8 protein-coding genes are annotated in these 13,166 nt (G+C 50.0%); 2 read left to right on the forward strand and 6 right to left on the reverse strand.

Annotated elements, in window-relative coordinates; translation table 11 throughout:
* Positions 1-59: 59 nt before the first annotated feature.
* The 6 genes from ACR0J8_RS00945 to ACR0J8_RS00970 form a co-directional block, all read right to left on the reverse strand.
* Positions 60-971 carry a phospholipase D family protein gene (locus tag ACR0J8_RS00945; RefSeq protein ID WP_480888719.1) on the reverse strand — a complete coding sequence of 304 codons (912 nt, stop codon included), beginning with the start codon at positions 969-971 and terminating at the stop codon, positions 60-62.
* Between the two features lies 1 nt (position 972).
* On the reverse strand, positions 973-2,739 hold the full coding sequence (locus tag ACR0J8_RS00950) for an ATP-binding protein (protein ID WP_480888720.1): 1,767 nt from the start codon (positions 2,737-2,739) through the stop codon (positions 973-975).
* On the reverse strand, positions 2,736-4,400 hold the full coding sequence (locus ACR0J8_RS00955) for a DEAD/DEAH box helicase (protein WP_171186107.1): 1,665 nt from the start codon (positions 4,398-4,400) through the stop codon (positions 2,736-2,738). Before ACR0J8_RS00955 ends, ACR0J8_RS00950 begins: the two co-directional genes overlap by 4 nt.
* A gap of 267 nt (positions 4,401-4,667) precedes the next feature.
* Entirely contained in the window at positions 4,668-5,507 is an 840-nt protein-coding gene (locus tag ACR0J8_RS00960) for a phosphoadenosine phosphosulfate reductase domain-containing protein (protein ID WP_171186108.1), read from the reverse strand.
* Positions 5,500-8,850 carry an ATP-binding protein gene (locus ACR0J8_RS00965; RefSeq protein ID WP_171186110.1) on the reverse strand — a complete coding sequence of 1,117 codons (3,351 nt, stop codon included), beginning with the start codon at positions 8,848-8,850 and terminating at the stop codon, positions 5,500-5,502. The genes ACR0J8_RS00960 and ACR0J8_RS00965 overlap by 8 nt, the downstream gene beginning before the upstream one ends.
* Positions 8,840-9,781 (reverse strand): DUF4007 family protein, encoded by a 942-nt coding sequence (locus tag ACR0J8_RS00970; protein ID WP_171186112.1) that lies wholly within the window; start codon positions 9,779-9,781, stop codon positions 8,840-8,842. The genes ACR0J8_RS00965 and ACR0J8_RS00970 overlap by 11 nt, the downstream gene beginning before the upstream one ends.
* Positions 9,782-9,907: 126 nt before the next feature.
* On the opposite strand from ACR0J8_RS00970, the gene ACR0J8_RS00975 reads away from it, so the two are divergent.
* Together ACR0J8_RS00975 and ACR0J8_RS00980 are read left to right on the forward strand one after the other, a co-directional pair.
* The gene (locus ACR0J8_RS00975; RefSeq protein WP_171186113.1) at positions 9,908-11,050 is read left to right on the forward strand and encodes a cysteine desulfurase family protein; all 1,143 of its coding nucleotides are present in this window, start codon (positions 9,908-9,910) and stop codon (positions 11,048-11,050) included.
* A gap of 71 nt (positions 11,051-11,121) precedes the next feature.
* Positions 11,122-13,149 carry a DNA phosphorothioation-associated putative methyltransferase gene (locus ACR0J8_RS00980; RefSeq protein WP_171186115.1) on the forward strand — a complete coding sequence of 676 codons (2,028 nt, stop codon included), beginning with the start codon at positions 11,122-11,124 and terminating at the stop codon, positions 13,147-13,149.
* Positions 13,150-13,166: the final 17 nt, after the last annotated feature.

Here is a 13,166-nt window from a genome sequence, read left to right on the forward strand (position 1 = left end):
TAGTAAGACAACCAGACTGTAAGTGCCAACGATCCAGGTCGATAGTGAACTCCGCACGACTACACCGCGCGGATTACCTGACTGTACTGCGGCCTGACCACTTCAAACTTTGAGTTGCATCTGCTAGCCCAATCGAACAGGTTTGCCACGCCCTCCTTGATGCTCTTCCGATATGGCATAGGATCGTCAAGGAGTTGGTTGTGGAACAAAGATGTGACCTTCCCAAATGATAGCTCACCATATTCCTGCAATTGCACTTCAAGCCAAAAGCAAATTTGCGACGACTTGAAGCCTTTCAACAGCTCGTCTTCGGTCGCGCCATTCTTGCTTCGAAAGCAATCTAGATCGTGCTCTATTGCCGTCGCTACAGCCGTCTGTGCTAGCAACTGATTTGGGTTGCACATTGGCAGATCGTGAAACCAGACACCGAGGGGTTGAGAACGAAGTTTTTCAGAAATTTCATGGGGCCACTCATTCGACTGCGCATCCGTGTTGCCACCAAAGTTTCTTAAGAAGTCAGCCATCAATTCGACAGTTTTGACATCAAGCCAGTTTACGGAAGCGAGATAGTCCCGGACTTTGATCTTTTCAGTCTGACCGTATTCGAATCCAGTTCCGAACTCGTCGTTCTCATAATGCGAAAGTGACATCCCCTTTGATGTTAGATTGGCGCTACCAATGAAGATCTTAGAATCTACGATATAGACTTTTCCATGCAGGTTCTGAGAAATCCCGAATGGAATATCAGCCTCCTCACAGAGGTAGAAGCACTCCAGGTCTGAAGCTCCAGCCACCAGATCTGCCGGCTGCCAACGAGATACGATCTTAAGGTTGCTAGTTCTACTTGTTTCAATAAGCCACTTGAGCGCATCGAGCTTAACAAATGCGCTGAGAACTATTACTTCTTGCTCCGCTGAGGACAAAGCATCCGCAAGTTCTCGTCTAAAAGCACCCGTTTCCAAGAGAAGCATTCTACTCGTCAATATTCTCTAAGAGTTTTGAGACCCAGTACCCCCACCGATCACGGAATTTCTCAAAAGTTTCGCCATCTAGGGTTTTCCTGAACTCATCTTCAGTACGCACATAAGCCATCGTGTAAACTTCAAGAGCACTGAGCGCTCGATCATCGCCAGAGTCTTCGACATGTTGCCATAGTTTTTCGTAATATGGCGAACGCGTATTGATAACTCCAACCGCTGCATTTGCTACGAACTGCAGATCCAAGAACATAGTCCCGGGCCAACTACCCTTATTCAGGTCAACCTTGTAGTCAATCGTTGCTTTGGCGAACGCTTGGGCATCCTCTTCAGAAAGCTCCGGGCGAGTTTCCAGAACATATTTTGTACGTTCTGCCAGCTTCTCCTGCTCCGACTTGGTCTCAGCCTCTTTGTCTGAGGATGTTTCAGTGTGATCCTCCGCCACATCTTTATTGACCTTTTCAGAAACGGGGTCCGGTTTGGCTTTAGATGGGTCCGCAGAACTCCCTTCCTTGCGTGTTTTAATAACGTCCAACATTGCATTGATCTTGACTGTGAGATTTCGATTGAGCTCAAGATGTAGTGAAGATTTGTAGTGGCCGGAATTCTCCGGGTCCTCCGCAGCTTCGTTCAAGGCTTCAATCTGCTCGGCGTCATGTTTCGGGTCTAGCTTCTTGAAGCCTCGAATATGCTGCTTGTTGTTAGTAACACCAAACAACTCATCCAAAACCGGCTTGAAACGAACTTCTACGCCCCACCACCTCTGCCTTGTATCACTGTCTAGAAAACCAAAGGAACCAAAGTCTATCTCACGGCCAGCACGAACAAACGAGATACCAGTATTGCGTGCGTAGTGCTTGCCGAGATTTGAGTTACCACCCATTTTTTGGGTCTCCGGCTTGGCTATACTAAGGCGAATTTCAATGTCCGAAAATTTTCCCTGCTCATACTCTATTGGTATGGCATATGGTTTCTCAAACTCGACGTTCGTAGCCTTCCCATCGCTGTCTGGGCAGCTTGACGGCTCCAAAAGGTACAAAGGATCATTGGGCTTCAGTTCATGCGACGCTTCGACTTTGTTATTGTCTAGATCGAAGTCGACCAAGCTCACATCACGTTTCTTGCCATAATCATCATTGTCATCCAAGAAGTGCCGATAAATGCGGCAGAGCTCTTCCTGCATCCGAGAAAAGAGCGTCGACGGGCGCTTGAAATCCACTCCATCTAGCTTGGACCATAAGACCAGCGTGCCACTACTACCGATCTTTCCTCCAACCGCTTCAACTATCTCTTTGGGAAGGTCCGTCTCTTCAACGCTTTTAAGGTACTGCTGCCTTCCTTCCTTGACTTCCGGTAGATCAAGATACGTCTTGTGGACCGACCCTTTTTGCCAAGAATAAACCTCAACAAGCTCCGCCTGTGAAAGAGACGAACCTTTAAGTCCAAAGCCAAAACGTCCGAGACCATCTCGGGTATCTAGTCGAGTGCCCCAACCTAGTGATAGACAGCGTCCCAACTCATCCGGTGTCATCCCGTGCCCATCATCCAAAACCGCTATTTTTTGAACTCGGTAGACCGTACGCTTTGCTACAGGTTCTCTGGCTGACAGCGTAACTATGGTTATTTTTTTTGCCTCGGCCTCGATCGAGTTATCAACCAATTCGGCTACAGCAGTAGCTGTGTTTCGATAGCCGACTTGGCGCAATGCATTCAGCGCCAAGTACGCATCAACAATCTGCACTGGCTTGTCTTGTTTGTTCATTTTGCTTCCCCGAAATGTTCGTCAAAATACGTAAAAGCTTGCGGCACGTTGGGTAAATTTACAATATTATCAACCACATCCACCACAGTACAGCTAGGCGTCCCTCCAACTGAATTGCCTCTAAGGCCCCGTCCCACCATTTGTGAATAAAGCACAACCGACGTTGTCGGACGCGCAATCACAACGGCCTCTGTCTTTGGCGCGTCAAATCCGGTTGTCAAAACACCAAAATTTGTGAGAACCCTGACACTTCCGTTTTTGAAATCTTCAATCGCCTCGCGCCGATCGGTTGGTGGAGTTTCGCCGGTTACCGCTCTTGCCGCGCACCCTCTTTCCCTTAAGACCAATGCCATATCAGATGCATTCTGCTTCGATGGGCAAAACACGATGGTCTGTTTCTTATCAACAAGTGCAAGCTTTTCGACTGCAGCGACTACTTCCAATGTCCTCTGGGCGTTGTTGCCTAACTCCGCCAGCACTTTGGGTGAGATGTCTAAAAGATCGGAAATTAGCCTGACTGCCTCGGCGTCAAGATTAACAGTAGCGCTGGTGTTGAGACGCATACGCTCAACAGTAGACAAAATCCCACGATCCTGAAGATACTCAATTGAGTTTCTCTCACCGGTCAATCGCTGGTCTATCGTGAGTTTTCTGTTGCCATAAAAATCAGATAGAGCCTTGGTTTGAGCTACATCACCCCCAACGTGATGCCTACCAGGCGTAGCCGTCAAGCCGATCAGAGTAGTGCTCGAGTTACAGAGAAACTCTATTGCTTTTTTGTAAGTTGGCGCCATCGACATGTGCGCCTCATCGACAATCAGCAGACTACATTCGCGCCTAATTTCTGCAAATCGGTCAAAATCAGCGTTTTTGTTTGAGTGAATGCTAGAGTAGCAACTCTGAAAGCTAGTAACTATAAAACAGGGCTTGCTCAGATCGATGTTGTCTGGCTTCCTGCCCCCCCACATTGAGTAAACATTTGCATTCTCAGTTCCCAGTTTTGTCCAAATGCTAAGGAACGTTTGAACCGCCTGGTCGCAGAGCTCTTCGCTATGAGCAAGCCAAACCACAACTGGATTTTCACGTGAACAACTAAACCTAAGGAAATCTGAAATGAATTCCATGGCTGTTCGTGTTTTCCCCGAGCCTGTCGGCATATGTGCAACGATTCTTCTGCTTGCCGCATTGGCGTGGGCACCTGCCTCCAAAAACGAGAAACTAACAAGCTGTTTTCTAATGCTGTTTTGATAATCAAATAGGGGTTTTTCAATGTGTGTTTGCAGATGCGGCTCTGGGCCAGACATCAAATCGTTTGGGAAAGCTTCGTCGATGTTCAGGTCCATCAGCTTTAGAAAATTGGTCGTTGCCTCATTTCTTCCCCAAGTAAAATTCGGTGGAATAGTTACAGGGCAACCATTTGGCCCTGAGCCGAGTTTGTCTCGGATAACCTGTGGCGAAAACACTTCTAGTACAGCGTTTCTGAGGTCTCGCTTCTTAAAGATAGCCAGCCCACTCTCAGACAGCATGGCTTCAGCTACCGCGCGAGGTCGAGTACTAACCCCGAGCTCTGAAAGCCCTTCTAACCGGTTCTCACCCCAAAAAGCCGACAGTCGTGCGATACCTATGCTTGCGAGGGCGTCAACTACGGCAGTCGAACTCATCTTGTTTTCCACTCTCTCGATTTTCTACTCGCCAGCAGCTCGCCCCAAGGGTGTACGCTTTCAACATACTTTGACAGATTCCGCTGCTTGGTAAAGCCCCTGAAGGGAAACGCTTTTTCATCGACGACCCCTAAATGCGAGCTCAGTGATCTGTTGAGGAAACAAAACCCAATTTTGGATTCATACGAAACAATCTGACGGTGGATATCCGCGAGCCCGCTTCCAAAGACCTTCATCGCTGCATCCTAAAAGAATTCCTACATCAGATCATTTATGGCAGGCCAAACACACCTTTTGCTGGCCATAAATCTCATCTAGATCAACTGCGCCTTGTTCCGGCCGTAGAGGATCAACCTTCCTCTTCGCCTTAGCTCTTTCGACACGCTTTTCATGATCTGCGCGGATTTGAGCGATGCGTTCAGGTTTTTCCAGTTCAAGCAGTGTCTCCCCTTCACTCCATGAAAACGGCGACCCGTGGTCGAGAGAGGTTTTCTCCATTTGCTTAGCCCTCTCGAAGGCTTCAGGGTGACGCTCCTTTAGGCCAACCCACTCAATCTTTTGCTGAAAGAAACAAAACGTGCAGCCACTCCTGGAACGCCAATCGTAGTATGCTGGTAGGCCAAGACCCGAGTTCTCAAGAATCTCGAAAACGCCGGCCTTGTCGATACCATCATCTTTAAAGGGCAGCTTGGTAATCAAACTTCCGTTTTTCGAGTTCAAACCTTGGCGAAAATCTTCATCAGCTCGGATTGCGACATAACTATAGACAGTGTACCCCTGCTCGGTAAATTCAGATTTCACCCACTTCTCAAAGGGCTTAATCTTTAGGTCTTTCGTACACCAACGCGTTTGGGCTGAGGGAAGGAATTGATTGTACTGGGCAAGGTAGAACTTAAAATCTCGCCCTGGATCCAAGTACCGGATCTTCTTTCCGAGGAACCCCTCGAGCATCGCTAGGTACTCATAAACCTCATCCAGCTCTTCGCCCGTGTCAGTGAAGAAATACTCAATATCGAGTTCAGGGTGAGCCTGGCTCATGTAGATCGCGAGGGCAGAACTATCTTTGCCCCCAGACAAGCCTAGCACATGTTTTACCTTGTCAGCCATCTACTTCCTCTCTTGCGCCTGATTGTTTGATCCTCGCAGCACCAACTCTTGCCAACGCAGCCAGGATCACGTTTCTACCGGTGCCTTCCGCAGCCTGCTGCAATACCTCTTCAATCTTTCTGCTGAGGTTATTCACTTCCTCATCATCGGAATCCAAAACATCGAATTCCTCCATCACAGGCGTGGGCCGATCATCAACGCTGACAATCAACGCCATAGCGGAGCGCTTGTCCTTCCGCCCAGCCACTCGCGCGACTGACTCGTGTTGGTTGAACTGCTGCGCAAGCAATGTGAGTTGAACAATTGCCCGGTCTATGTCGCTATCAATCCAAGCTTTTGGGGGCTTATTGATGCCCAACCCCGCTAGCGCCTCCATCGACTGTAAATCATCTCCGAAGCTTGTAAGCTGGGTGATAAAAGATCGAAGCCTCAAGTCACCTGCGACATCTCGGATATTCTTCGCGCGGTCATTCAGCTCTCGGTACGCTTTTGCAGTGCGCCCGTGAACTTGTAGCTCGTTCAGAATGTGTTCGCGCATTCTTGTGAGCATCGCAGGGTAAGCTGCGCGGATTTCGATGAGCCCTTCTTTGATGTTTTGAGCGATCTCAGAGATTCCTTGATCTGTGAGAATGTCGATGTCCTGTCCGTAGAGGCCAGGAATGTCATCAAATGCGAACTTTTGTGGGTCATTAGAGCGCTTGAAGAGCGCTCTGACTTTTTTTGCGTGCTCAGGAAGACGTGCGGTTCGTTGAACCCAAGGTGCTGAAGTTTCGTAAGCTGCAATGAGCGCGCGTCCAACTTCTAGTGGACTTAAAGATGAGATTGGTTTGTCCACAACTTCACCAACCGCGTTTGCCAGCTCAGTAAGCAGCCTCTTGGTCGTTCGGTTCATTTCGATCCAGCGCAGCTGGACCATTTGCGGCGCTCTCAGAACATAGTCCACGTCGACATCCGAAATAGTCGATAGAAAAATACCTTCCCGATAGTGTGACAGGTTCCGGCGTTCAGCTAGCATAAACAGCACAGCAAGGAATGGCATCAACCCGTCCTTCAACCCAAAGGGAGGTGCCCGCCATAGGTCATAAACATCGGTAAGTTGTACGTTGCGGTTACCCCGCTTCTTCAAGAAGTCTTTCGTTGCTTTCCAAATGGGTAACAGATTTGCGGGGTCATCTCCTGAAGGCGGTACAAACTGCCAACTGTCACCCTCCTGCACGTATAGCTTGTTGGCCTCAACGAGCGATACGAAAAGAGCCTTTTCCGCTGGGAACTTCTCAAACCCAAGCCCCGGAATACCTTCTTTAAGGACGGCAGCATGCAGTAACAGCTTGAGCGCTGAATTGGCCGATGCCGAGGGCTTGGTGCGGTTCAGCAGTTCGTTGTTTAGTTTGGGCGACTGCGAAAACCGACGGTCTGCCATTTCTGAGGCCAAAACTGTGAGGTTCCGGCGCGCGGAAATCTGGAGATCATCAATTCCAGTTTCCCATTCTGCGCTTGCGATCAATTGCCAGACTTCATGCTCAATCCTACCCCCAATCGCCTCGATACGATCGGTAAGCTCTCTGCGCGCGATTTTGTCTCGATGAATCTCGGGGTTCGATGCCAAGATATCCTTCAAAGCGGAGTGCTCTCGTGCGAGCGCCACAAGGTTCTTCGATTTTTCAGACCTCACAACCGCAAAGTCGGCCCCCCACCCATACTCACCAAAATCCTCAACAATGCTTGGAGTCGCATCGTCAAGCGCAATGATGAATGCGCCAAAGCATCCATTTGTAGGTGTAAAGCTAGCAACATAGTTCTCGACTTGGCTTTCGAGCAGTACCTTGAGTTCGCACCAGCGCAGAGCACCAGTTTCACGGTAGTGCCGCTTCGCGACGATATTGGGTGAAGATAATGCGTTTGAGATTGAGCTGAGATCGAAGTCTGATCTTTCTCTCAATGCCTCATCCAACGCCACTTCAATGTCAAAGTCGCTCCCGTCAAAGAGAGAGTAAGTGCCCCTGAACTTTCGAAAAACAACAATCGACGCCGCCTCAAGTTCTGACAAGAGCCCCTCTACCGCAGCACTTGTTTGATTTATTGCCAGGCAAAGTGCGCCCAGCGTCGCACCTACTCCGGTCTGCTTTTGCGTCAGTTCCAAAATGGCTAGCGACTTTAGCAGCTGCACACCGATCTCACCGCCATCTTTCGCCTCCCACCGCGCAATTGCATCCCTAGCATTTGCAAAGTGATGGCTGTCCAAAGACACGGCGATTGCAGCTTGCAGATTGAAATCTAGATAATCCCAAAAATCAGCCAATCCGTAGTCTTTCGGATTTTCTTTGCTCGCCTTCTCAAGGTAGTCCTGAAAGCCGAACAGCTCGGAAGAGCCCAGGAAACTGAAGATGCTACGCTGGTTTTGCCCATAACTCCGACGCGATGCAGGCCCTAGCACCAGTGTAACAAGCGGGTTGAGTGGCCAAGCGCTAGTAAGCAACTCTTTCGAAACTACGGACGCGCCACGTCGAACGTCGGCAAGTAGTTCCGCGGCCGCCTCTGCGTTCCGTCTAGCGCTGTCCGGCTGCTCTGAAGCGATAATCGCCTTGCTCACCAATTCAATTTGCTCATCGCCAGATACATTTACGGGAATGTCGACGAAGCGACCCTGGATCTTTCCCCACTCATCTTTGATGTCGCGCGCCAAGCGGCTCGCATATTCTTGGAAAGATTGATGAAGGATACCCACAACGATAAGGCGGCCACCGCTTCTCGACGCCGCTTCACCAAGAAGTTGGAAGAAATATGCATCTCCTGTTGAGGATGCCGCGTGCTCAAGTAGCTTCCCCATTTCATCCAAAAAGAGGACTAATCCTCCAGAATGTTCACTGTCGTCAGCGGCCAAATACTGCAAGTACTCAATGACTTTTTCAGGCGTATCAAACTTCCTTTGGCGGGCCGCAAGTCGTGCATCCTTGATACCATCACCGATCAGCTGGAAGGGTTCCATGCTGCGCCCAACGACCGACACACACTTCCACCCATCTCTCTTCGGAGGGAGTAACTTCCATAGTTCCTTTGCAAACTCCGGATCAGTCTTGCTCGCAGCCGTTGCGCGTTCCTGCTTACTACCACTCAACAACGCGGAGAGGGCGAGTGCGAGGCTCGACTTCCCGCTTCCGTACGGACCAGTCCAAGTGAAGGCACCTTGCCCGCTCTCAAATTGTTGGTGTGAGAAATTACTAAGAGTCTCCCTTACTGATGATGAAAAGACAAACCCTTCTAGGGCTTCATTACGGTCATCTTGATCAATTCGAACAGATCGCAGAAAGCGCCCATTCACCGAGACAATTTCGTTAAGCGGCATATGAGCCTCTCAACGCAAAAATGTCGGAGGACCACAGGTTTTCTGCAAAACCTTGGGGAAACTCCGCTTGCCTAAGAAGTTGTTTCAATCCAGCTGTCTCAGACCAAGAAATCAAACCGTCGGTCACATCAGCGACATCTGCCAACCGATCAATCAGCTCACCCTCCTCAAGAACGAAAACCCTTCCAGGAGACCCGGGCTCTAGTAACATCGACTGAACGCTAAGCGTGTTTGCGGAAGATGTTCGCTCCCAAAAATCGCACACCGCATAGAGGAATACGCCGTTAGACAGGCCTGGCTTTCGCCCTAAGTTCATACTGAATTTTCCATTTGAGCGCCGCCGTATTAATCCCAGCTCGGTCAGCGGCGAATTGAATGCCTCTTCGCTAGGGCCCCGCTTCGGGACGCTAGGCACGTAGTTAGCCAATAAGACGCTTATGTCGTTTGACAACGTCTTCTCTGTTGGCAATTTCCAACCACGCTGACCAATAAATTCCATCAGTCTTCGTAGAACAGTATCGCGGTCAAAGTTGGGTTCATTGTAAATATTGAACAACCAATAGGTGGCTGTATGCCTAGGATTGGAGGCAATATCCCAGTGGATTTTCCAAAGAGACGAAGCGCTTTCAAGGTATGGATCGCACCCATTGGGGCCAAGTAACTGCTGACCAAATTCGGTCGTTCTTACATCCTTGCCATCCGTTGTGAGAATACCTGCGACCTGTGCCCAAAATCGAATTGCCGCCACCATGTTCTTGCCCACGCCAAAATGCGCAATCGCCTCACTCTCTGAAAAAATCCTGTTGTTATTCAGGCCACTAGCATCAACAGCTTCGAAAGCTTTTTCCAACCATCCGTAGCGCAACGGAAAGGTCTCGTGGCCGGAGAACTGCGGCTTGTAATCCTGTGTAAATGTTGTTTGCTTTTTCATAAATCTGCTACCCCGCTTAGTGGTTGTTATAGCGATCTTCCGAGGGGATGGTCAACGACGACCTGGTGCTTGACCCCAGGATCAAGCTTGGTCTACAGATAACCTTCGATTTGGCAGGAAAACCCTTTGACCATATACCTTGATCATCAAGCAAGCACTCCGATGCTGCCAACAGTTCGGGCCGCAATGCAGCCGTTTTGGACTGAGTTCCATGGCAATCCGCACTCCTCCGAACATTCCGTAGGGTGGTCCGCGAATAAGGCTACCGAGACTTCGAGGGCCAAAGTGGCCAACCTCCTTGGAGTTGATCCGGATGAGATCATTTTTACATCCGGCGCTACAGAGGCGAACAATCTTGCCATCAAGGGTCTGAGCACTCCGGAGCAACGGCAAAGTCAGCGAACGACAATCCTTGTTTCAGCGACGGAGCATAAGTGCGTATTGGAAAGTGCCGCCTATGTAGCTCAGACAAAAGGATGTGCGGTTCGAGAGATTCCGGTCAACGGGAAAGGCCACGTCGACCTCGACAAACTGCGAGACATGCTAAGCGAGGATGTTCTTTTGGTAAGCGTGGCATTGGTCAACAATGAGATCGGGACCATCCAAGATCTTGCTTCAATATCAGCACTTTGCCGTGATACGGGCGCGATCCTCCACTCCGACTTCGCGCAGGCACCAAGCGCAGTCAACCTCCAAGAATACGCAGATATGGCTGACATGGTTAGTCTGTCGGGGCATAAATTTGGTGGGCCAATGGGTGTTGGGGCGCTCTATGTGAGCCGAGAGCTGAAGGACCGGATTGAACCTCTGTTTCACGGAGGTGGGCAAGAGGGTGGGCTTCGGTCCGGCACACTGCCCCTTCCCTTGTGTGTTGGTCTTGGCTCAGCAGCGGAGTTCCATTCCTCTGAAGCCGGATCTGCATTGAGAGCGCGGATCGCAGGTCTACGAGATCTCTTCGTGGACAAACTGCAATCGAACCGCGACCATATTGGATTGAATGGAGATAAGCTTTGCTCCCGTCATCCTGGCAATGCGAATCTAAGGTTCGAAGGACGCGATGCGGGAGAAATGCTCCAACGACTACAACCCATCGTATCAGCTTCTACAGGTTCGGCCTGCTCTTCGGGAATTTCGGAACCAAGTTACGTCCTCCGTGCAATCGGGCTCACATCGGATGAAGCGCAAGCCTCCATACGCTTTAGTTTTGGGCACACCAATACATCGGATGAAGTTCTAGAAGCCGCAGAAGCCATCATAGCAGTACTCTAGATCGATCGCCCCTCGGTCAGGTAGGATGTTTCAAAAGAGCCTTTAGAAAGATCCAACCCGAGGGGTGAAGCTTGCAAGACAATAAATCTCTCAAAAATGCGGTTGGAAAAAAGGTAGGCCAGGCGATCTACGTGCATCGTAGCGCGGTCGATCACCTTCAGACGAGCGCCAAGGATAAGCTGAGCCTTGCACTGCAAAGGGTTCCGGAAGATTTCCAATGGTCAGTGTTGAAGATCTCGGGGCAAAACGACCAGACCTTCTCGTTTTTGGACTATCAAGATTTCAGCGCCGTGGCTTTTCCAGAGCTGCGGGCAAGCCTACTCGTCAACCTCTCGGAAGAAGGCGCAAAACTGAGAAAATATTCTGACGCAAACCCACCCATTCTCCACAGAAAGGAGCTACTCCTAGCCCCGGATCATCCGCTAAGAGATGACTTTGCAAAGTTGACGCAGTCCTTAGAGAGCAAGGGGCTCTTTAAGAACATGGCAAACAAGGGAACGCGGCGGATTTGGATGAAGACATTGGCTGAAGCCGGATTGACCGTCGAAGGTCCACACATCGTGCAGAGCGATTTGATCTCAGAAGAGTCCGCCAAGAAACCAGCCGATGACATGAATGGCCCGGAGAAAAACACTGTTGAGCGCCACAAAACGGCGATTACGCGAGCTGCGCTCTCAGCGCCAATGTACCTGCTGTTTACAAGTGGTCTGATCCGTCGCGATAGAACCGTTTTGGACTATGGATGCGGTCAAGGTGATGACGTACGAGCCCTACAGTCTGATGGCTACACCGTCGAAGGTTGGGATCCCCACTATCGACCAGATCCCAGTACTCTAAAAAAGAGCCAAATCACCAATCTTGGATTTGTCCTCAACGTAATCGAAGATCCTGAAGAGCGGGCAGAGGCACTTAGGCGCGCCTTCAGCCTAACGGAGCTCTGCTTGGCCGTATCCGTCATGTTGTACGGCAAGGCTGACCTGAGTGGCGTGCGGCCCTACCGCGACGGATACTTGACGTCCCGACAGACATTCCAAAAGTACTATACCCAAGCAGAACTCAAAGACTTCATAGTAAGCATTTTGAATGTCGAACCCTTGGCCATAGGCCAAGGTATATTTTTGGTCTTTCGGGACGAGTTGGAAGAGCAGAGATACCTACTAAGGCGTCAAATAGGCTTCAAAGGCCGTGAGTATCGCTCCGTTCCAAAACCACGTGCATCGAGAACAGGCACCCCAAAAAAACTTAACGACAAGCTCAACAAAACAACCATCCGAGACCTTGCTGCTGAGATCAGGGCCTTTGGCCGTCAGCCCGACATCTCAGAACTTCCCAAAAGCCTTGTGACAAAGCTTTCGCGATCAAAGCAAGGCCTTCAGTATGCGGCAAGTCAGGCAATTGCAGAAATAGGTCACGAGGAACTTGAAGGAATCGTCGCCACAAGAACTGAAGATCTAAGCCTTCACTTCGCAATGCATGCATTCTCCCAAAGAAAATCGTATGGCTCATTTCCTCCTGAACTAAGGCGCGACATTCGTGCTTTCTTTGGCAGCCACAAAAGAGCGCAGGAATCTGGACAAGCGCTCCTCTATTCAATCGGCAACCAGGACCTTCTCCTAGAAGATGCTGAAACAGCAGCCGCTGCTGGAATCGGTCATTTAGAACAGGGCAGATTTCAATTTCCCACTGATCGGCTCCAAGAACTGTCCGTCAGGCTTCGAGGGTTCGTAGCTCTCGCTGAAAGGCTAGCGGGTGATCTGTCCGAAACAACTCTGCTGAGAATTCACATTACCAGCCGAAAGCTGACTGCGCTGACCTATGCCGATTTTGAGACGTCCTTCTTGCCTCGTTTGATGACCCGAGTGAAAGTCGAGTTCGACACCTTCGACGTTTCCATCATCGACCATTCTGCAGACAATGACGTCCGACTTCTCTATCTAAAATCCCGCTACATGAAAGAGACTGATCCTCGGCAAGCGGCGCAGAAAGCATTTGATCAGGAAGTCTTAGACTTGAATACTCTCAATTTCAGCAATGAGGGACCAAGTTTTCGGGAGTTTGCTCAGACCCTCCTCAAGGCTGGCGTGAGAATTCCCAGCTAGATTAAGCATCCTTAGGC

Source organism: Ruegeria sp. N11, assembly GCF_056531525.1.

Excerpts from the sequence above, each read along its gene's own strand:
- ACR0J8_RS00945 (WP_480888719.1), bottom strand. The coding sequence starts at position 971 with ATGCTTCTCTTGGAAACGGGTGCTTTTAGACGAGAACTTGCGGATGCT.
- ACR0J8_RS00950 (WP_480888720.1), bottom strand. The coding sequence starts at position 2,739 with ATGAACAAACAAGACAAGCCAGTGCAGATTGTTGATGCGTACTTGGCG.
- ACR0J8_RS00955 (WP_171186107.1), bottom strand. The coding sequence starts at position 4,400 with ATGAGTTCGACTGCCGTAGTTGACGCCCTCGCAAGCATAGGTATCGCA.
- ACR0J8_RS00960 (WP_171186108.1), bottom strand. The coding sequence starts at position 5,507 with ATGGCTGACAAGGTAAAACATGTGCTAGGCTTGTCTGGGGGCAAAGAT.
- ACR0J8_RS00965 (WP_171186110.1), bottom strand. The coding sequence starts at position 8,850 with ATGCCGCTTAACGAAATTGTCTCGGTGAATGGGCGCTTTCTGCGATCT.
- ACR0J8_RS00970 (WP_171186112.1), bottom strand. The coding sequence starts at position 9,781 with ATGAAAAAGCAAACAACATTTACACAGGATTACAAGCCGCAGTTCTCC.